The organism is Francisella orientalis FNO12 (assembly GCF_001042525.2).
GTDB classification, from domain to species: domain Bacteria; phylum Pseudomonadota; class Gammaproteobacteria; order Francisellales; family Francisellaceae; genus Francisella; species Francisella orientalis.
Genome location: NZ_CP011921.2, coordinates 25,030 through 45,888 on the forward strand (window position 1 = coordinate 25,030; position 20,859 = coordinate 45,888).

The window sequence follows — 20,859 nt, forward strand, 5'->3', positions numbered from 1 at the left end:
TAACTATTATTTTATCGGTATCATAACTTCATTAGTACGTAAAAATGGTATTGTCCATGGCGGATTATAGCCAGCAGCTTCAGGTTGACCGACTATTTCGTAATTGTTTGCTTTTATCCATGTTCTAAGTTTAGTCGTATTGCTATCTATAGAGTCTTTGTCTAGGAAACTACTAAATGTAACTACCGCCATTTTAGTTTCAGGTTTCTCAACCAATTTGATTTTATCACTAGTTGGTTTTGGAGCATTTTGTAGAGTATATTGAGCTGGTAATACAAAAGCTATAGTCCATGATTTATCATCCTCAGCTATCATTACTGGAGCAGTCATCTGAATTTTTTGTGATGATTGTTCTATTTTGACAGGAGCAGTCATTTGTATATCTTGTTTAGTAATGTTTGCACCAGTTATGTATCTAAACAAGTAGCCAAAACCTTTGTTGACAGTAGACTTATAGTCAGAGTCTTCCACAGTTACTTGAGCTTCAGTAAGAGGAGCATAAACTCTAACAGAGAAATTATCATCTGTTTTAATATTTGTATATTTAGCTTGAGGAATATTATTGATTCCAATTATTTCTACAAGATGATAGTGCTAAAGCAGATATTACCGATAAAGCTTTTTTAACATATCTTACACCCCTTAGGAATTGCTGTAAAAGATATCTATATTTATAATTATAAAGCATAATATGGTTATCTAAAAGTTAAAGTTTTGTAAGGTTAAGTTGTTATAATTGTGCAAAACTTAAATAAATATAAGGTTTAAATATGACTAAATTACTCAAAATAATAGCGCTACTTGCTGTTATGATAGGGGCTTCTTATGCTTCGGTTGAAAAGCCACTTAATCTTTTGGTGAAAAGAGCTTCTTTGATGCAAGGTGTCGGAATATGTAAGCATAAGCTTAATAGTCCTCTATATGATGCAGATCAAGAGCTTAGAGTACTACAAAATGCTCAAGCTTTAGCAAAAAAGAATCATTTAGAATCTAGCTCATTTCTGATTTTTATCCAATTACAAATGGATTTATCTAAGCAAATAGAAGATTATTATGCAAAAAATGCAACTCAGCAACAGCTTGAGCAACAAAGCCCTGATTGTTTATCTATATATCGAGATAAGATTAAAAAAGTTGATGAACAACTCTATCCGGCAATAAGTCAAAACATCAGCGAAATTGATAAAGATAAAGACTTAACTAAAAAGCTTAGTGAGCTTGTGAAAAAACAAAAGATCAAAGGTATTCCTCAAAATCCAAATTATATAGAGTTATTAGCAAATAGTTTGCAAAGTATCAAAGTAGCTCAATAAGTTGATTTAGAGAATTAAAAAGAGAAAATCTTAAGAGATTAGTTATTTTTTATCCATTTTTGTATTAAGTCTAAAGTAAATGGATATTCTTTATTCTTATGCATTTGGTGGTAATTAAACTGCTTAGAGCTACCCTTTTTTATCTACAATAATCTCTTAGTCTCATTACTGTAAGCAGTATTACCAGTAGCTGATACAACAGGATCATTTTCAACAAGATCGCCTTGTGAGTGATTGAAGTCCCAGTATCTATTAATTCTACGTGATTCCGCTTCGTATGAGTTAATAGAGAATGTCTTATAACTTCTACCACCTGGATGAGAAACAAAGTAGTTAAAGCCGCCTATAGATCTATTATTCCATTTATCAACGATATCAAAAGTTAATGGAGTATCAAAACCAATAGTTGGATGTAATGCTGACCACGGCTGCCATGCTTTGTATCGAACACCACTGACATACTCGCCTTCAACATTTGTCTTTGATAATGGAATTTGTACACCATTACATGTTACAGCATATCTTTCATCGTTAAAGTTTTGGATTTTCAGCTGCAATCTCTCTACAGAAGAGTCAACATATCTTGCAGTTCCTTGAGAGCTAGACTCTTCACCTAATACATGCCATGGTTCTATTGCAGCTCTTATCTCGCAGTGCATATTGTTGATAGTAGTCATACCATATAGAGTGAATCTAAACTCAAAGAATGGATCAAACCATTCAAGTTTAAACTCATAGCCTTCATCATTTAGGAACTGTACAACTTCTCTGATATCTTCTTTTACATAATGCTCTAATAAGAACTTATCATGTAGTCTTGTTCCCTAGCGTACTAAGTCATGCTTGTATGGTTTTTTCCAAAAACAAGATACCAACGCTCTTACTAATAACATTTGCAATAGTGCCATCTGAGAGTGAGGAGGCATATCAAATGCTCTAAGCTCTAAAATACCTAATCTGCCAGAGCTACTATCTGGTGAGTAAAGTTTATCGATACAAAACTCACTTCTGTGTGTGTTACCAGTAATATAAGTAAGCATATGTCTAAACAATCTATCAACTAACCAGAATGGTATATTTGAGTCATCATCGAGTATTTGTGAGAAGGCTATTTCTAATTCGTATAGATTTTCTAATCTGCCTTCATTAACTCTTGGTGCTTGAGAAGTAGGACCAATAAATGCACCACTAAATAAGTATGATAAACCAGGATGATGTTGCCAAAATGTTATCAAACTTCTAAGCAAATTAGGTCTTCTTAATAGTGGTGAATCACTTGGCTTGGCAGTACCTAGTGTGACATGGTTACCACCACCGGTACCAGTGTGTTTACCATCAATTGCAAATTTCTCTGTGCCAAGTCTGCACTGTCTAGCATCTTCATATAATCCAAGTATATTATCACTTAGCTCTTTCCATGAGTGTGCTGGCTGTATGTTTACCTCTATAACACCAGGGTCTGGAGTTACTTTTATTCTATCTGTTCTATTATCTTGAGGTGGTTCATAACCCTCTATAATAACTGCCATATTTAGTTTCTTATCATTTACTTCTATAGAGGCTATCAGATCTAAGAATACTTCAGTATCATTTATCGGTGGTAAGAATATACATAGCTTATTATTTCTAATTTCTGTAGAAATAGCAGTTCTTACAAATGCACTATAAGTATTATGAGGTATTTGAGTTAATCTCTTTTGCTCTTTGCTCAACCGATGTTATATAGTCCCTAAGGTTAGGGTATGATGCAAACAAGTCTGTTTCGACAGATTTTTCAATCTCGACATGTGGCTTAAGAATTAATGAGTCTAAAGGAAGTCTAAAGCCAAGTGGAGAATTACCAGCTAATAAAAATAGGTTTCCTCTTCTAAATTCCCATTTAGAGCTTATCCATTTTGTTTTACCAAAATCTAAAGTACATAACCAACTTCTTCATCTAGTCCAAAGCTTAATTTCTCAGCTATAGTACGTCTTTCTAAAGGATCTTTGAGATTATATTTCATTAGATCAACATCTATCGGAAGCTCAGCCTCTTTAATTATGTAGTAAATAAGATCTTCATAAGCAGCTACGATATTTTGATCACTAACTCCTAAAACCAAAGATAATGTAGATAGGAATTTTTTAGCATCAGCAGTTTTGTATGGATATGATTTATTCATATCGGCTAATAATTCTGGGTTTCTCCATACCGGATTACCATCTTTTCGCCAGTAAACAGTAGTCTGCCACCTTGGAAGAGCTCTCCTGGATACCATTTACCCTGAGCATGATGTAACAATCCACCGTTAGTATTGGATGATAATAATTTTCTAGATAACTTATTAGCTAACTCTCTTTTATGTGGTCCATCAGCTTCTGTATTCCATTGAGCTGATTCCATATCATCTATAGATACAAAAGTTGGTTCACCTCCATTAGTTTAGTCGGACATCATTTTCAACTTGATCTCTATCAACTTTAAATCCTAAGTTATAAATATCTTGCCGTTGCTTTTCTATATATGGTTTGGTAACTCTTGGAGACTCAAATATTCTTGTGACTTTATTCTCGTAGAAGAATTCCGTTTCACAGACATCCGTAGCGCCTTCAATAGCATGAGCACTATTATAGTGAGGAGTATACGCCAGAGGGATATGACCTTCTCCAGCAAAAAGTCCACTAGTAGAATCAAGACCAATCCAGCCGGCTCCAGGTATATAAACCTCCGTCCAAGCATGCAAGTCTGTAAAATCTTCTTCTGGTCCATTAGGTCCATCTAATGACCCAACATTAGCTTTTAGTTGTACTAAATAGCCTGATACGAATCTTGCTGCAAGACCAAGATGTCTTAAAACTTGTACAAATAGCCAAGAGAAGTCTCTACAACTTCCTAGTTTTTTATCAAGAGTCTCTTTAGGAGTCTGAACACTTGGTTCAAGTCGGATAGTATAGTTAAGAGTATTATATATTTTCTGATTTATCTCTACTAAGAAGTCTATTATGGGTTTTTTAGATTTATTTATAGAAGCGACGAAGTCTCTTGACTCTTTTGAGCGATCTTCTAACTCTATATATGGTGCTAACTCTTTTTTCAAATCTTTTTTGTATTGAAAAGGATAGTCCTTTACCCCTTCTTCAACAAAGAAATCAAAAGGGTTAATAGTAATCATGTCAGCAATAATTTCAACATCAATACTAAACTCATCAGTTCGTTCAGAGAAGACTAATCTAGCTAAATAGTTTCCAAATGGATCTTGTTGCCAGTTAATAAAATGATTCTCTGGCTTAATCTTGAGTGAATAAGATTCTATAGGTGTTCTGCTATAAGGAGCAGGTCTTAATCTTATTAATATGCGGAGATAATGAAACTTTCTTATCATACTTATATTGAGTTCTATGAGAAATAACTACTTTTAAAGCCATAATAAACCTACCTTTTATGCTTCTATAATCTAATAATACATAATTTTAAGGATTTTATAAAAAGTAAGTTAGATCTTGAGTTAAAAATTTTTCAAAAATATAAAATTAAAAATTGGAAAAAACTAAATCAACCAAAGACTATTAGACACAGTTATCATAATTTGACATAGATCAAAATGAGAAGCTAAAAATATAGTTTACTATCTCCATAAATTAAACTAATATATAGTTTCAACATCGATTAATCATTTGAGAAACTTAATGAAAATAATGTTCTCAGCAGATGGTATGTCTAAGTCTGATTTAGAGAAAACAGTCACTGTTTCAAAGTATGTTGACTGTGTTAAAATTGGTCATATTCTGTGTTCAACGCTATCCTTTAAAGAAATTCATGAACTAGTTGGCGATAAAGATATTTTTTTGGATTTTAAGTTACACGATATTCCTAATACAGTTAAAACCGCAATTGAAAATTATTCAAAAGCAATACCAAACTTTAAATATTTCACATTTCATGGTACTGCTAGTGATGAAATGATCAAAGCTGCACTTACAGCAGATACACAAGCAATACCATTAGCTGTGATTACTCTTAGTAGTGAAGCTAATTTTGATAAGACAGATAGTCTAGCAAAATTTGAGAGATGTGTGGATTTAGGTGTGGAAAACTTCATATGTCATCCACATTTAGTTGTAGATGTTAGAGCAAAATTTGGGGATAAAATTAAATTATATGTACCAGGTGTGAGGCTTGAGAGTGACTTAAGTGATGATCACTTTAATGCTTTGACACCTAAAAAAGCCAAAGAGCTATGTGTTGACTATATTATAGTCGGTAGACCTCTACTTCGTGCTGATGATATTGTTGAGAAGCTAAAAGAGTTTGAGTGTTAAGATGCAAAATCAATATCTTAAAAGAATAATAATCTCGCCACCATTTGGCAAATATCTTAAATTTACCGAAACCTCTAATATTTATGGTTCTTTTACAGTTAATAGACGTTGGGGGCTTATCAAGCAAGCGATAAAAACTATTCGTAAAGTAGAAAAAAATGCTTGGCGTAATAAGATAGGTCTACGTAATCCAGGATTGGCAAATGCAAATCCACCCAAAAGAGCTCGGGATATAATATCTCTAGCAGCATTAGAGATGTCAGACTGGCATATCTTTGCAGAGACTTTGAAGTTACCAAAGTTTGCAAATCATAAAAATATTGAGATAAATATAGGTTGTCCTAATGCTAGTATTGTTGATTTTCCAGCTGAGTTAGCGTCTTTATTTGAAGATAGAAATATTAGTATCAAAATGCCACCAACTGTAGATCATAATGCTAAGATTAGAGAGTATCTTGCAGTAGGTATTACAACTTTTCATTTATGTAATACTATCCCTACAGCTAAGGGAGGTGTTTCAGGTTATCCATTACATGAGTATAGTTTGCCAGCTATCAAAAAAGCTAGAGAAGAGTTTGGTGATAGTATTACTATAATTGGTGGCGGAGGTGTTTACACTTTAGATGATGCTAAGAAATATATCGAGGCTGGAGCAGACCATTTATCGCTAAGCTCTATAATGTTTAATCCTATTAGAGGTAAAAATCTAGTTAAAGAGATTAGTAGCCTTTCTTTTTAAGCAGTAGCTTATCCGTATTTTTATAAGATTGTGGTGCAAAATCTCCCATCCATTCTTTGACAGCTTTGAAATTTTCGATAAAAGTTTATTTATCACCATCCGATATTTTCTCAGCATTAGAGTTTACAAATTCAGCAATAGTTTGCTGTCTTTGCTTATCTGACATAATAATATCAGCATATAAGCCGAGACCTTGGCTAAAAGTCTACCTACGATATTTAATTCCATTTTATATACAGAACTCGCTAACTTTAGCATTTTTTGAATATCAACATTCTTGTGTTTAAGAAACAGTCCTAAACAGTACACACTAAAATGCTCAATTCCTTGGATAAACGTCATAGCTTCATCATGATCTTGGGCAGTCATTTTTTCGATACTAAAGCCAATTCTCGCTAGATCATCTATAAAGTATTGATACTTATCTTGCTGTTTACCATCACAGACTACAATTACTTGATTTTCGGGAGAGCTAATAGTTGGACCGAAGATTGGGTGCAGACCGACAACAGGACCGTCATAATTTGCTAACATACTATCTAGAGGCTCTTTTTTTATACTGGTATAGTCAGCTAAGATAGTACCTTCAGAAAGATAGGGTATTGTTTTTTTTGATAATTTCATCAGTTAAATATATTGGTACAGATAATATAACAATGTCTTGATTAGCAAGTTTTTGTTCGGGCGTTTGCCAATCACTTACATCAAAGATAGTTAGTGCATATTCAGGTAGGAATTTACTAAAGATATTTTGAGTCATCTGACCCATTTCACCACTACCACCAATTATACAAATTCTTTTTTGCATATTTATACCTTAAAAGTAAAAGTTACAGGACCATCATTTGTCAAAGACACTTTCATATCAGCACCAAATATTCCAGATTGGACTTTATTATGTTTATTCTTGAATATGTCTTCAAATTCTTTGAATTTTTCTTTTGCTATCTCCGGAGGACAACCGCTACTAAAGCTTGGTCTATTACCTTTCTTTGTATCTGCAGCAAGTGTAAATTGTGGTACAAGAATTATCTCTCCATCAATATCAGCTAGAGATAGGTTCATCTTGCCTGTATCATCTTCAAATATACGATACTTGATGATTTTATCAGCCATTTTTTCGAAGTTTTGGCTAGTATCTTCTTTCTCAACACATACTAGTGCTAAGATACCTTTATTTATATCAACAACTTTTTGACCATCAACTATTACATTTGCGCAGTTTACTCTCTGTATGATACTAAGCATATCAATATATTATTTTTGTTAAATCAATCCTTAAATTGTATCAAAAACAGTTGTATATTCTTACAAAAATATTTGTTAAATAAAATTTCTAAATGAAAAAAATATTTCCTCTAGTTCTTTTTGTTATTTTGTATCTTTTGATATGGGATGGGCTAACTCTTTTGATTCACTCTCCTAATAGTATTCCTCCTGATACTGTAGAAAATATTATGTGGGGTATGCATCCAAGTTTAATGTATGATAAGCATCCTGGTTTAGGAGCACTATTCCTTAGACCATTTGTATTATTTTTTTCGCCATTATTAGCGAATCTACTAGCAACATCTATCTGTATAGTAGTTACTTGGCTCTATGTATACAAGATAATGAGGCTATATTTTGAGCATAAAGAAGCTATCTTTGTTACCTTACTATCATTATTAAGCTTTTTTTATATGGGAGAATTTTTTCTTCAATATAATCAAAATATAATACGGCTACCATTTTGGACGGCAAGTGCTTATTTTTTATAAAAGCTATAGATACTAATAAAATAATCTATCGGCTCTTAACTGCTTTAATAGTTGCTTTAGCAGTGTATGCTAAGTTTCAAATAGCTATAGTAGCAGTAGCAATGCTGGAATATTTAATATTTAATTACAAAGTTTGTTACACTAAGAATATTTTGTTATCAGCTGTATTTGGTTTTGTATTACTAATACCAGGTATGGTTTCTTTGTATGAGCTTAATTTTATCACTATACATTATGCAGCAGCTAGAGTTGCAGAACCTAATTCTAGTATGTTCTTTAATATATGTAATGGCTTATTTGATAGTATATTTCAGCTACTTAACTTCGCTGTTGCTATAGTTATTCTTATATATTTAGCTTTTAGAAAAAATATAATAAGAATACACTCTAAACTATCCAATAACCAAAAAGCTATAATTTATATAGAAATGGTTCCATATATAATCTTTTGTTTATTGGAGATGTTTAATGGGGCATTACCAACAGAGTGGTTAGTGTGTGCGACAACATTATTTATTCCTGCTATATACATATTATTTAGACTAAAAATCTCAAATATTTCTCTATATAAAGTAGTAGTACTTGGTTTGATTGTGAATTTAATTTATTTTATTGCATTTAATATTGGTACTTTCACAAATAATAAAATAGGGCATAATAATATTAGTAATAGTATTGCTGTAGTAGCCGATAATTTAATTAAAGATAATCACTTAGCTTACCCAGAATATGCATCAGGAAGTTGGGATTATGGACTTTATTTGACTGTCTTTATGAGAGAGCATCCTAAGTTTGTAAGGCAATGGTATAAATTAGATTCTAAAGGTTCTATGGTTATGGTTTTCCTTGGCTGTGGTGGTGAATATGGTTATATAGATAATGATATTAAAACACTAGGCTATAATGTGATATATAAGACGTGCCAAAATGTACAATTAACAGATAAAATAAAACCTCAAGAGAAACCTTTTACGTTCTATTTTGTTGAGAAGTAGACTTTCTTATATGTACCATAAAAATTATAATTATAATAATCACACATAAAATTGGTCCGAGTATAATGGGAACCTGTTTGTCTATATGTTGACCTAAGAATCTAGAAATAAACAAGCAGATTGAAGCGCCGATGGAACCTGACATTATCAAGAAAGAAGATACTTTAGGACTTGAGTAATTAGCATTATTTATACCATAGCCTAGAAGTGTAGGGAACATCGCCGCACATCCAAATCCTAAGACTACACCACCTAATATAAATCCATAAAGACTCTCAGCAATCAAGAATATTATAAATCCTATCAAAGTAATAAATGAACTTATCATAATATAAACAGTAGGCTTAATCCTTGTAAGTGCGAATAGTCCTACAATCAATCTTGAAATGGCAATAATACCCCAAAATAAGCCGATAATAAGACTAACATCTGTGACTTTTGGATGCTTAGCTTCTTGTAAATATGGTGAGAACCAATACGAAACAATATATTCGATATATACATAAATCATTATCGCTAATGCAATCAGCACTACACTAAGATTTTTATAGTTATCTACAGGATAAGATAAAAGTTTATCTTTGTTTATTCTAAACTGTCTCATTAAGCTCATAGCACCTGCAAAATCTTCTTTGTCTTTGGTTTCAAATATTGACAAAATAAGAACATATTTACCATCAAGGTAAAATAGATCTGGACATTCTAATGTTCTACCTAAGAGAGTTTTTTCTTGAAATAAGATACTATGATAATCCTAGTTTTCATCATCATCAGATCTATACAGTACAACGCTTGGATATCCATTTGCATAAGTACCAATAACTAGGTAATAACAGTTAAATTTTTCATCAAACCACACTTTAGTATCTCTAAAATTATAAGAACAAAAATCTGGCTTACGATTTATTACTGTTTTGGGTTTTGAGAAGTGAATACCATCTTTGCTTTTGATGAGATTTTGTTTTTCTATAAAAACATTTGGAGTGTTGTCTAAATCTTCAAAATGCTCTGTATAAGTTAGAAAAAGCGCATTATTGACAACTGTAGCACTTCCTGAGAAGGCGCCACCAATATATCTATCATTAAGATCATTTTGAGGGTAAATAGCAATAGGTAAATGTTGCCAGTGTATCATATCTTCAGATACAGCATGTCCCCAGTGTAGCATTGGTGTATGCTTACCATAAGGATAATGTTGGTAAAACATATGATATTTACCTTTGAAGTAAACTAAGCCATTCGGATCATTTAACCAAGCTTCTTTTGCAGTAAAGTGATATTGTATACGCACAGTATTTCTTATATTTTAATTATCATGAGAATGACATGACAGACATTTACCATGTTTTAGACTAAAGCAGATACCTCCTCGCTCAAGCAAAGAATCATCATACAGCCAACCATTTTGTATACTTACATTTTGAGTATCACAAACAATTTTTAGAGTGTATTCTTTATGAGCTTCTAGTAGCCATTCAACATGATAATACTTAGTTTTTAATATGGTAGTTTGGATTGGATGACATTCTATAACCACATTGTTGTGATAGAGCTTAAATTGCCCATGCTGATTAGTATTATAGTCAAAAGATATTACACAGTTAGTTTTGACATTCAGGCTAAAAGAATTTTCATCGAGTTTTGTTATAAGCATTTTCAAAACAGTAAAGAGGTATATAAGAAAAGTTTAAGTGACTGAATATCTATAGTCAATTTATAATCAATAAAACAAAATTATGCTTACTATTTTGCACAATGTGTTATAGATTATATTGTTATAAATTTAGTAAAGAGAATTGGTTTTGATAAAAGATATAAAGGTTAGACAGTTTTCAGTATCGTGGTTTATAGAGTTATGGGAGAGATATGCTTTTTATAACAACTAGTCATATTAGTGAGTCACAAGGATATCTAATTTTTGGTATATTTGCTTCATTAATTTATATTATGCCAACCATAGGTGGATATATATCTGATAAAGTTATCGGCATAAAAAATGCTTTAGTTATTGGAGCAATACTACTGTTATTAGGTTATGTTGTATTAGCAATGTCTAATGATCTTAAGCATATCAGTTAGGCGTTATCATTAATTATTGTTGGTAATGGTTTATTTAAGCCTGCTCCAACAGCGTTAATTTCAAAGATTTTTAATGACAATCCTGCACAGTCACATTCAGCATTTACTCCTATTATTGCAAAATATACTAGTTATTCATATGCTTTTATAATTTGTGTTATTGGTATGATTTTAGCACTATCAAACTACGCTTGGCGTGCAAGATTATTAAAAGATATTGAACCGGAAAATAAAAAAATAACCAATAAGACTAAAGCTTTAGTCTCATTGCAATGTTTATTACAAATAGCTATCTGTTATGCTTTATTTCAGATGACGGATATATCTCTGTATCTGATAATAGTTGTCTGTTTATTAACTTTTTTGTACATGCTGAATGATGCAGAAAATACTTCGAGTAAAAAAGAAAAAATACTACAGATAATAGGTGTGATTTTAGTAATTGAAGCAGTTATCTATTTTATTATTTATAACCAAATGTTTTCTACACTAGTTTTGTTTGCTAACCATAATGTAAATATTAATTTGATTGGATTTAATGTTTCTCCAGCAACTTATGCGGCACTAGATTCTTTTTGGTTAGTGGTTCTAAGTCCTATTTTGGCAATACTGTATAAGAAGAGTGTGAGTCACTTATCAATCCCTTATAAATATTCTATAGGTACAGTGATAGCTGGGTTAGCTCCATTAACATTATACTTAGTCATTATGCTAACGCAGAAAAATGGCTTTATTGATGGTAATTGGATGATTATCTACTTCTTCTTTGAAGCATTAGCAGAATTGTTAGTTGCTGCTTTAGGTTTTTCTTTGATAGCGATTTATTTTAGAAAAGAGATAGTTACGCTAGGCATGGGCTTTTTTATGCTTGCATTAGCTTTTGGTGGTGCATTATCTGGTAAGCTAGGTTAGCTTGTAGCTATGCCAGAAGGTAAGATTGATCCTATTATGAGTTTAAATATCTATTAAAATTACTTTTTATGGCTAGGTGTAATAACTATCATTTTAGGTATCGTATATGCTTTGGTAGCTAGATTAGCTACCAGTATAGCCAAGAAGAATAACATTTCTTTAGGATAAAGAGATAATAAGAATTTTACAGTCTATTTATAATCTTATCGGTAAACTCTATTGTTGAGGCTAGTTTAGTTCCTTGAGTGTATATATCTGAAGTTCTAAAGCCATCTTCAAGAGTCTTATTAATCGCACTTGTAATAGCTTCAGCTTCTGTTACTAAGACAAATGAATAAGAAAGCATTAATGATGCAGACAATATCTGTGCGATTGGATTAGCTTTACCCTGACCTTTGATATCATAAGCAAAACCACCAGAAGGCTCATATAGTCCAAAGCCATCTTTATTTAGGCTTATAGAAGGTACTAAGCCAATAGAACCAGGTAATACAGATGCTAAATTAGAAATAATATCACCAAAAAGGTTACCAGTAACCATTACATCAAATTGACTAGGATTAAGTACCATTTGCATCGCACAATTATCAACATACATATGATTAACGTTTACATTTGGATAATCTTTAGCTACTTCATTGACAATATTTCTCCATAGTCGAGATGTATCTAAGACATTAGCCTTATCCACAGATGTAAGTCTATTTGATCGTTGGGTAGCTCTTTCAAATGCTTGCACGACAATATTTCTAATCGTATGTTCATCATACTTAGCAATATCAGTTGCACATCTTACACCATGTTCATCTGTAAAAGTTCTATGCTCACCAAAGTAGATATCTCTAGATAGCTCTCTAAAGATTTCAATATCTGCACCATTTGCAATACGACTATCCTTTAGTGGTCAAGCTTCTTTGAGTGCTGGAAAAATCTGGCTAGGGCGGATGTTTATATTAAAACCAAAGTGTTTTCTAAGAGCTAGAATACTATTTGCCTCATAACCTTGCCATTTTTCTTCATTTTGAGCTTCAACAGGTCCACCAACAGAGCCAAAAAGTATTGCATCAGAGTTTTTACATATCTCTAAAGTTTCTTCTGGACAGTGGCTTTTATATTTATCATAAGCTGCACCACCAACTAAAGCCTCTATATAGTTAAATTTATGATTATATTTTTTAGCAATAGCATCAAGAACTTTGATTGCTGACTCCATTACTTCAGGGCCGATTCCATCACCTACTAATATAGCAATATTTTTTTCCATTTTAGCCTCTTTGTGATTATTCAAATTGTTTGATTATATCTAGATGCTCGACAAGATAGGTCATGTCATCAAGTCCTCTAATAAGACAATCTTTACGGAAAGGATCATAATCAAAACTATAAATACTACCATCAGCACTAACTATTTGCTCTTGTATATCAACAGTCATACTAAAGTTTGGATTTTCTGCCTTATCACATAATTCTTTGACAGTATCTTTGTCTAATGAGATTAACAATAAGCCATTTTTAGCAGCATTGTTGAAAAATATGTCAGAAAATGATGGCGCAATTATAACTTTGATACCCGCTTGAGTTAATGCCCAAACAGCATGCTCTCTCGATGAACCACAGCCAAAATTATCTCCAGCAATCAATATTTCAGAATTAGAATAGTCAGGGTTATTAAAAACAAAGCTACTATCTTTTTCCTTTAAGTTATGGAATAAACTTTTGCCTTAGCCATCTTTAGTTGTTTGGGTTAGAAAGTTTGCAGGAATAATCATATCTGTATCGATATCGCTTAGCCATAAAGGAATTGCGCTAGATATTAGTTTTTTTAAAAGCTTGCATTTCTTACGACTCCTTATAGTTTATCAACACTGCAAATCTTACCCATAACAGCACTAGCAGCAACTGTTTGTGGTGAAGCAAGATGAGTTATACTTCCTTTACCTTGACGACCGATGAAGTTTCTATTTGAAGTACCAATACATCTTTGCCCTTCAGGAACTTTATCATCATTCATTGCCAAGCACATTGAGCAACTAGGCATTCTAAATTCAGCACCAGCATCAGCAAAGATCTTATCTAACCTCTCAGCTATGGTAATATTTCGTACTTGCTCTGACCCAGGCACTATATACATAATCACATTTTTAGCAACCTGTCTGCCTTTTAAAATATTAGCCACAGCGCGCATATCTTCTATACGACCATTAGTACAGCTACCAACAAATGCCCATTGAATCTCCTTACCTAGGATATCTTCATCGGTATTAAATTTAGTATAGTCATAAGCTTGTTGAGCTAGCTTGTGTTGATGAGTAGGTATATCCTTCAAGCTTAGAATCTTAGCTGAGATACTGATAGCATGTTGAGGGTTTATTCCCCATGTAACCATTGGCTCAAGTCCTTCAATGTCAACTTTGATAGTTTTGTCATAGTGAGCATTTTCATCACTGATGAAGCTACTCCAATATTCTACAGATTTGTCAAAGTCATTACCTTGAGGCGCATATTTTTTTACCTTTTAGATAACTAAAAGTTTTCTCATCAGGAGAAACTAAACCGGCTCTTGCACCACATTCTATCGATATATTACATAGTGTCATACGCTCTTCCATAGTCATATCTTTGATTGCTTGACCAACATACTCGATGACATAACCACCAGCACCACCAATACCAATATTAGCAATTAGCTTCATAAATATCTTTAGCTGTAACTGACTTTGAGGGTTTATCGACAAACTCTACTTTCATTGTTTTAGGTCGGTATTGCAAAATACAGTTAGTAGTAAGTACATGTCCAACTTCAGATGTTCCAACACCAAACGCTAAAGCTCCAAATGTACCATGAGTTGAAGTATGAGAGTCACCACATACAAGAGTCGAAGCAGGCAATGTGAAACCAAGCTCTGGACCTATTACATGGACAATCCCTTGATGTTGGCTTTCAAAGTCATAAAAATCAATACAAATTCTTTAACATTACTACGCAGTTTTTCTACTTGAGCTTGAGCAACTTTATCTTTCATTTCTAGACGATTGATAGGCGATGTCGAGATACTATGATCAACGGTTGCAATGATTGATTTTTGATTATTTATTGGAATATTTAGTTCTCTAATTCTATCGAAAGCTTGTGCAGAAGTTACTTCATGCATTAGCATTCTATCTATATATAAAATATTTGGAAAATTAGGTATTTGTTTTACAACATGAGCATCCCAGATTTTATCAATAATATTTTTTTCCATTTTATTTCCTATAATTTGTTTCTATATATAGTTTATTAGTAGCAGTGATTAAAGCTTTAAGTGAAGATATCTCAATATCTTGATCTACAGCAACCCCTCCAACAACTAGACTATTTTCACCAGTTTTGATTATAATAGTTGTTTCAGATTTAGAGTTAATACCAGCATCTTTTAATGATCTAGAGAAGTAATCTGAAATATTCACTTCAGGGATATATTCTTGAATACCTTTTAGTAATGCTGAAAGAGCAGAGTTTTCGCCACGATCTGTAATTCTATAGTCTGTATTACCAAAGAATCTTCCTTTAATCTCAACATAGGTTTCACTATTAGATTTCCCATAATCTATAGCTGATACATGAATCGGAGATTTAATCTATTTATAAGCCTGTATTAGCTCTTCATCTGTGATACCTTTTCTACGCTCATGATAAATATCTTTTATTTGCTGAGCTATAGCTGCTTTTTCTTTATCATCACAAATATAACCATTTTCTTCGATAATCTTTTTAGCATGATTACCACCTGATAATGGACCAAAAATAAAGCTAATTTCATTACCGACAGATTCTGGGTGAAATGGCTGGTATGCTAAAGGATTATTCAATATGGCATTTGTATGCCCACCAGAAGCGTGTCGTGCTGAGTTTAGACCTGTGATAGGGTGGTGGTTGTCTAGATAACATTCTCTTGCCAATAACATCTGAAATAGTTTTAAAATTAGCAATATTAATATCATTATATATAATGACAATCTTTTTGTTTACCAAAAAGATTTATAAACATCACACATTGTTCTAATGATGCGTTACCAGCTCTTTCACCAACACCATTGATACAGCCCTCTACTTGTGTTGCAGGACCGTTAAATACAGCGTTCATTGAGTTCTCTAAAGCTAATCCTAAATCATTATGACAGTGCGCTGACTAAATTATATTTTTATCAGAGAATTCTTTTTTGATGATTTCAGCATGTTTAGTCATATTTTTGACAAAGTAGTTATCATTTTCACGCTCACAAGCACCACCAATAGTGTCAGGACAGTTGATAACTGTAACTCCAGCAGATACCGCAGCTCTAAAAACATCAGTAACATAGTCAAAAGTATCGCCTAGCCTTGAGTATCCCTCTGCACTAAACTCTACTTCAAAGTCTTGATCACTAGCTAGTTTAATTAACTCATAAACATTTTTGATATTTTGCTCGTTATCATTTTTGCTACCAAGACTAGCTTGAGCTAGATTTGGATCTACAGGCAAATACATATGAACTCTAGCTTTACCTATTGCCAATGATGGACGTAATGCATCCATAGTAATTTCAACTTGATTTTTTCTAAGTTGACATAGTCCAGCAATAACCATATTAGAGTTTTTCTCAGCCATTCTTTTTGAGATAGTATTTACTATTTCAAAATCTGTATTACTTGCTGAAGGGAAGCTTGCTTCTAGGACATCGATATTTAGCTTATCTGCAAGATCTGCATACGCAATATTATCTTCAAAAGACATACCAGCTCCAGGAGACTGTTACCCATCTCTAAGAGTTGTATCAAAAATATAAATTTTCTGCTTATCCATAGTGGACTCCTTATATATAAGTTATAGCTTCCTTGTAAACTTGTCCTTGTTTTAACTTCTCAAATACTTCTTTTATTTGATTTGTTATCGTGTAATCTGAGCGTCTTAATTTATTATCATCAATACTTGCCACAGGGGTGATTTCAGCAGCAGTTCCACAGAAAAACACTTCATCTGCATTTATTAGCTCATCAACTTTAAATAAGCGTTCTGTAACTTTATAACCTAGATCTTTAGCAATTTGGATTATAAGCTTGCGAGTTATCCCATCTAATATAGTTCCCAAAGGAGTTGTTATAACTTCATTATCTTTTATAAAAAAGACATTCATTGCAGCACCTTCAGCCGCATTGCCATCAGCATCTAGAAGTAGAGACTCATGGTAATGTGTACCAAGAGTTTCCCTAGAGGCTAATATACTATTGACATAGTGGCCACCAATTTTTGCATCACAGACAGTAGAGCGTGGATGAATTCTAATATATTTACTAACTTTGATATCTACTTTATCAGCAGCCATATATTTACCCATATCAATACAATAGATAGTAATATCAACAGGATGGTCTTTCTCAGGTAAAACACTAACGCCGCCCTCAGCAAAATATGCTAAAGGTCTTATATAGCAAGATTTTTTGCCGCTAGATTTGACAGTATCTAATACAGCTTGACATAGCTCATCAAGAGTATATTTGCATGTCATACCTAGGACATTCATCGAGTACATGAATCTTTGCATATGTTCTTTTAGCTTCAAGACACCTACATCATTAGGAGTATCATAAGCTCGTATGCCTTCAAATACAGATGAACCGTAGTGCAAAGAATGAGTGTTTATACCAACTTTTGCATCCTCATAGGAGATTATCTCGCCATTTTTCCAAATTTTATCTATCATATTGACCCTCGATATTTTGTAATTATTTAAAATATATTTTTATGCAACAATGTCTAAAATTATAGACAGAGGAGTTTTGTGCTGAGGGAGAGGAGTGCTTGAGAAGAGTTACTTTGAGATTTGATTTTTTGAGAAAACATAGCAGTGGATAAACCACCACTGCCGAATGCTTCGACAGTAGAGAAATTACTCCCTTTTTGTCTTCGTATCTGCATACATGAATCTACTTTTTATGCATTTTCCCTTAGCTTTTGATTAAAGGATATTTCATTTAAAATATCACTATATAAAACTTAATATAGTTATTGTAGCCATATAATATTTTAGAGTAAACCTTGATTTAGCTTTACTAGTGAAATTTTTTGAAAGAGAAGAATTTAAAAGATAGTTAATTATCTACGGTCAGCATAAATTTTTGCTTGAGCAGCAGATAGTCTTGCTATAGGAACTCTAAAAGGAGAACAAGATACATAATCAAGATCTAGGTCATGACAGAAACCAACAGAGTATGGTTCACCACCATGCTCACCACATATACCCATTTTAGCACTAGGATTAACGGCTTTGACACCTTCTTTAGCGATTTCCATTAGCTTACCAACCCCTTTAGGATCTAGTCTAGCAAATGGATCGAAGCTTAAAATACCTTTTTCAAGATAGTCTTTAATAAACTTGTTAGCATCGTCTCTACTGAAGCCAAAAGTCATCTGAGTTAAGTCATTTGTACCAAATGAGAAGAACTCGCTACCAGCTTCAGCAAGCATACCAGCACCAATAGCACCACGTGGAGTTTCTAACATTACACCGACTTTATAGTCAATATCGATTTTTTCACGCTTAAGAATTGTATCAGCAACTTCTCTAACAATACCACTTAGCAGTTTGAATTCACCTAATGTACTAACTAGTGGAATCATAAGCTCAGGTTTAACTTCAATTCCCATACGCTTACTTGATATTGCTGCATAAATGATAGCTTTAGTTTGCATCTCAATAATTTCTGGATATGTTACAGCAAGTCTACAACCTCTATGACCCATCATAGGGTTCATCTCGCTTAGAGCTTCTATACGAGCTTCTAACTCACTATAGCTAATGTTGAACTCACGTGCTAAATCATCAATCTCATCCTCTTCGTGAGGTAAGAACTCATGTAAAGGAGGATCTATAAATCTAATAGTCACAGCTAAATTATCCATAGCTTCAAAAAGCTCTTCAAAATCTTGTTGCTGTACTGGAAGTAGCTTATCTAAAGCTCTTTGTCTTTCTTTTTTATCTTTAGCTAGGATCATTTGTCTAACATAAGAGATACGATCTTCTTCAAAGAACATATGTTCTGTACGGCATAAGCCAATACCTTCAGCTCCAAATGCTCTTGCAATAGATGCATCTTTATAAGTATCAGCATTACATCTGACACGAAGTTTACGTACGCTATCAACGAATTTCATAAACTCTTCAAAGTCTTGAGTAACCTCAGGATCAACAGTTTTGATAATACCTCTATATACAGTACCTTTTGTCCCATCAAGTGATAAATAATCACCTTCAGAGAATACTTGCCCTCTTTCGAATGTAATAGTTTTCTTATCTTCGTCGATTCTTGCTGTCTCTAGTCCAGATACACAACATTTACCCATACCACGAGCTACTACAGCAGCGTGAGATGTCATACCACCACGTAGAGTTAAGATACCATGACAAGCATTCATACCCGCTATGTCTTCAGGAGATGTTTCGATTCTTACTAGGATAGTTTTTTCTTCACCACGAGCTTTTGCAGCTAGCAAAGATTCAACATTAAAATATATTCTACCACTTGCAGCACCTGGTGAGGCACCTAATGCAGAACCAAGAGGGCGCTTAGAAGCAAGAGCTTTCTCATCAAATTTAGGATGTAGTAGTTGCTCTAATAAATGAGGTTCAACCATCATCACAGCTTCTTGATTTGTGATTAGACCTTCTTTAGCCATATCAACTGCTATTTTCAAAGCTGCTTTTGCGGTTCTTTTACCATTTCTTGTTTGTAACATGAAAAGCTTACCATCTTCGATAGTAAACTCCATATCTTGCATATCTTTGTATACTTTTTCTAAGTTTTTAGCAATTTTTACAAAATCATTAAAAACTTCTAGCATTTTATCTTTCAAAGTTGAGATATGTGCAGGTGTTCTTGTTCCTGCAACTACATCTTCACCTTGAGCATTGATTAGGTACTCACCAAAAAGTTCATTTTCACCAGTAGAAGGATTTCTTGTAAAAGCAACACCTGTACCAGAATTATTACCGGAGTTACCGTACACCATTTCTTGAACGTTAACAGCAGTTCCCCAGTTATTTGAGATATTATTGATTTCTCTATATATGATTGCTCTTTCAGCATTCCATGATCTAAATACAGCTTCAACAGCTGCTAAAAGTTGCTCGACAGGATTCGTTGGGAATTCTTTACCAACTAGATCTTTGTAGATTTTCTTATATTCAGCAACAATATCTTTGTAGTCTTGAGCACTTAGATCACAGTCATTTTTGAAATTTCTTTTTTCTTTTTTATCATCGAGTATTTTATCGAAAGGTTTTTTCTCACAGTCCATAACAACATCTGCAAACATCATTATGAATCTTCTGTAGCTGTCGTAAACGAATTGCTCGTTATTTGTCTTTGCTACCATAGCTCTTGCAACTTCATCATTTAGACCAAGGTTTAGAACTGTGTCCATCATACCTGGCATAGAAACTCTAGCACCAGAACGCACGGATACAAGTAGCGGATTACTTCCACCACCAAAAGTTTTACCTGTTCTTTTTTCTAAATCTGCAACATTTGCAAAAATTTGTTCTTTAACCTGATCATTTAGTTTTTGACGGTCATCATAGTATTTTAGGCATGCTTCTGTAGTTACTGTAAAACCATCTGGTACAGGTAATCCACTGTTAAGCATTTCACTTAGATTAGCCCCTTTACCACCTAACAAATCACGCATAGACTTATTACCTTCACTGAAGGCATAGACAAACTTCGACATAAAAACTCCTCT

General features: G+C 33.1%; 14 protein-coding genes and 7 pseudogenes. 7 read left to right on the forward strand and 14 right to left on the reverse strand.

The window, feature by feature from the left end; all coding sequences use genetic code 11:
- Positions 1–6 precede the first annotated feature (6 nt).
- Positions 7–688, reverse strand: a pseudogene (locus tag FNO12_RS00125) (SOUL family heme-binding protein).
- Positions 689–770: 82 nt separating this feature from the next.
- Here FNO12_RS00125 and FNO12_RS00130 point away from each other — a divergent pair.
- Positions 771–1,313, forward strand: a complete 543-nt coding sequence (locus FNO12_RS00130; RefSeq protein ID WP_014714155.1) for a chorismate mutase — start codon at positions 771–773, stop codon at positions 1,311–1,313.
- A gap of 38 nt (positions 1,314–1,351) precedes the next feature.
- On the opposite strand, the pseudogene FNO12_RS00135 reads toward FNO12_RS00130, so the two are convergent.
- Positions 1,352–4,718, reverse strand: a pseudogene (locus tag FNO12_RS00135) (transglutaminase family protein).
- Positions 4,719–4,979: 261 nt separating this feature from the next.
- Here FNO12_RS00135 and pyrF point away from each other — a divergent pair.
- Together pyrF and FNO12_RS00150 are read left to right on the forward strand one after the other, a co-directional pair.
- Complete coding sequence (pyrF, locus tag FNO12_RS00145; protein WP_030003302.1) at positions 4,980–5,612, forward strand: orotidine-5'-phosphate decarboxylase; 633 nt, start codon at positions 4,980–4,982, stop codon at positions 5,610–5,612.
- Between the two features lies 1 nt (position 5,613).
- Positions 5,614–6,351 carry a diguanylate cyclase gene (locus FNO12_RS00150; protein ID WP_041257421.1) on the forward strand — a complete coding sequence of 246 codons (738 nt, stop codon included), beginning with the start codon at positions 5,614–5,616 and terminating at the stop codon, positions 6,349–6,351.
- A 123-nt stretch (positions 6,352–6,474) separates the two neighbouring features.
- On the opposite strand, the gene FNO12_RS09860 is transcribed toward FNO12_RS00150, so the two are convergent.
- From FNO12_RS09860 to dtd, 3 genes are read right to left on the reverse strand one after another with little or no spacing between them, the layout of a single operon-like run.
- Positions 6,475–6,975, reverse strand: coding sequence for a prephenate dehydrogenase/arogenate dehydrogenase family protein (locus tag FNO12_RS09860; protein ID WP_231138654.1), 501 nt, complete (start codon positions 6,973–6,975; stop codon positions 6,475–6,477).
- On the reverse strand, positions 6,938–7,159 hold the full coding sequence (locus tag FNO12_RS09865; RefSeq protein ID WP_231138655.1) for a hypothetical protein: 222 nt from the start codon (positions 7,157–7,159) through the stop codon (positions 6,938–6,940). The genes FNO12_RS09860 and FNO12_RS09865 overlap by 38 nt, the downstream gene beginning before the upstream one ends.
- A gap of 2 nt (positions 7,160–7,161) precedes the next feature.
- On the reverse strand, positions 7,162–7,599 hold the full coding sequence (gene dtd / locus FNO12_RS00160; RefSeq protein WP_014714158.1) for a D-aminoacyl-tRNA deacylase: 438 nt from the start codon (positions 7,597–7,599) through the stop codon (positions 7,162–7,164).
- A gap of 92 nt (positions 7,600–7,691) precedes the next feature.
- On the opposite strand from dtd, the gene FNO12_RS09870 reads away from it, so the two are divergent.
- Together FNO12_RS09870 and FNO12_RS00165 are read left to right on the forward strand one after the other, a co-directional pair.
- Positions 7,692–8,111 carry a glycosyltransferase family 39 protein gene (locus FNO12_RS09870; protein WP_231138656.1) on the forward strand — a complete coding sequence of 140 codons (420 nt, stop codon included), beginning with the start codon at positions 7,692–7,694 and terminating at the stop codon, positions 8,109–8,111.
- Positions 8,084–9,106: a glycosyltransferase family protein gene (locus FNO12_RS00165; RefSeq protein WP_231138657.1), complete on the forward strand. Its 1,023-nt coding sequence runs from the start codon at positions 8,084–8,086 to the stop codon at positions 9,104–9,106. The genes FNO12_RS09870 and FNO12_RS00165 overlap by 28 nt, the downstream gene beginning before the upstream one ends.
- On the opposite strand, the pseudogene FNO12_RS00170 reads toward FNO12_RS00165, so the two are convergent.
- Both FNO12_RS00170 and FNO12_RS09875 read right to left on the reverse strand, forming a co-directional pair.
- Positions 9,081–10,409, reverse strand: a pseudogene (locus tag FNO12_RS00170) (MFS transporter). The gene FNO12_RS00165 and the pseudogene FNO12_RS00170 sit on opposite strands and share 26 nt — an antisense overlap.
- A gap of 3 nt (positions 10,410–10,412) precedes the next feature.
- Entirely contained in the window at positions 10,413–10,760 is a 348-nt protein-coding gene (locus FNO12_RS09875; RefSeq protein ID WP_041257269.1) for a hypothetical protein, read from the reverse strand.
- A gap of 212 nt (positions 10,761–10,972) precedes the next feature.
- On the opposite strand from FNO12_RS09875, the gene FNO12_RS09880 reads away from it, so the two are divergent.
- Entirely contained in the window at positions 10,973–11,185 is a 213-nt protein-coding gene (locus FNO12_RS09880; protein ID WP_231138658.1) for a hypothetical protein, read from the forward strand.
- Positions 11,186–11,242: 57 nt separating this feature from the next.
- Positions 11,243–12,097 carry a POT-type proton-dependent oligopeptide transporter gene (locus FNO12_RS09885; protein WP_231138692.1) on the forward strand — a complete coding sequence of 285 codons (855 nt, stop codon included), beginning with the start codon at positions 11,243–11,245 and terminating at the stop codon, positions 12,095–12,097.
- Between the two features lie 184 nt (positions 12,098–12,281).
- Here FNO12_RS09885 and leuB read toward each other — a convergent pair.
- The 7 genes and pseudogenes from leuB to ppdK all read right to left on the reverse strand — a co-directional run bounded on the left by leuB (position 12,282) and on the right by ppdK (position 20,847).
- Positions 12,282–13,361 (reverse strand): annotated as a pseudogene (leuB, locus tag FNO12_RS00180) (3-isopropylmalate dehydrogenase).
- Positions 13,362–13,377: 16 nt separating this feature from the next.
- Positions 13,378–13,950 (reverse strand): annotated as a pseudogene (leuD, locus tag FNO12_RS00185) (3-isopropylmalate dehydratase small subunit).
- The gene (locus tag FNO12_RS11670; protein WP_367888647.1) at positions 13,947–14,546 is read right to left on the reverse strand and encodes an aconitase family protein; all 600 of its coding nucleotides are present in this window, start codon (positions 14,544–14,546) and stop codon (positions 13,947–13,949) included. Before FNO12_RS11670 ends, leuD begins: the two are co-directional and overlap by 4 nt.
- A 37-nt stretch (positions 14,547–14,583) precedes the next feature.
- Positions 14,584–15,342 (reverse strand): annotated as a pseudogene (locus FNO12_RS11675) (aconitase family protein).
- Between the two features lies 1 nt (position 15,343).
- Positions 15,344–16,923 (reverse strand): annotated as a pseudogene (locus tag FNO12_RS00195) (hydroxymethylglutaryl-CoA lyase-like TIM-barrel protein).
- Between the two features lie 10 nt (positions 16,924–16,933).
- Positions 16,934–17,821, reverse strand: a complete 888-nt coding sequence (locus FNO12_RS00200; RefSeq protein ID WP_014714161.1) for a branched-chain amino acid transaminase — start codon at positions 17,819–17,821, stop codon at positions 16,934–16,936.
- Positions 17,822–18,213: 392 nt separating this feature from the next.
- Positions 18,214–20,847, reverse strand: a complete 2,634-nt coding sequence (ppdK, locus tag FNO12_RS00205; RefSeq protein WP_014714162.1) for a pyruvate, phosphate dikinase — start codon at positions 20,845–20,847, stop codon at positions 18,214–18,216.
- Positions 20,848–20,859: the final 12 nt, after the last annotated feature.

Bases quoted from the DNA above. Each gene is read 5' to 3' on its own strand.
- FNO12_RS00130 (WP_014714155.1), top strand. From the start codon at position 771: ATGACTAAATTACTCAAAATAATAGCGCTACTTGCTGTTATGATAGGG.
- dtd (WP_014714158.1), bottom strand. From the start codon at position 7,599: ATGCTTAGTATCATACAGAGAGTAAACTGCGCAAATGTAATAGTTGAT.
- FNO12_RS09865 (WP_231138655.1), bottom strand. From the start codon at position 7,159: ATGCAAAAAAGAATTTGTATAATTGGTGGTAGTGGTGAAATGGGTCAG.
- FNO12_RS09860 (WP_231138654.1), bottom strand. From the start codon at position 6,975: ATGAAATTATCAAAAAAAACAATACCCTATCTTTCTGAAGGTACTATC.
- FNO12_RS00150 (WP_041257421.1), top strand. From the start codon at position 5,614: ATGCAAAATCAATATCTTAAAAGAATAATAATCTCGCCACCATTTGGC.
- pyrF (WP_030003302.1), top strand. From the start codon at position 4,980: ATGAAAATAATGTTCTCAGCAGATGGTATGTCTAAGTCTGATTTAGAG.
- FNO12_RS00200 (WP_014714161.1), bottom strand. From the start codon at position 17,821: ATGATAGATAAAATTTGGAAAAATGGCGAGATAATCTCCTATGAGGAT.
- FNO12_RS09875 (WP_041257269.1), bottom strand. From the start codon at position 10,760: ATGCTTATAACAAAACTCGATGAAAATTCTTTTAGCCTGAATGTCAAA.
- ppdK (WP_014714162.1), bottom strand. From the start codon at position 20,847: ATGTCGAAGTTTGTCTATGCCTTCAGTGAAGGTAATAAGTCTATGCGT.
- FNO12_RS09870 (WP_231138656.1), top strand. From the start codon at position 7,692: ATGAAAAAAATATTTCCTCTAGTTCTTTTTGTTATTTTGTATCTTTTG.
- FNO12_RS09880 (WP_231138658.1), top strand. From the start codon at position 10,973: ATGCTTTTTATAACAACTAGTCATATTAGTGAGTCACAAGGATATCTA.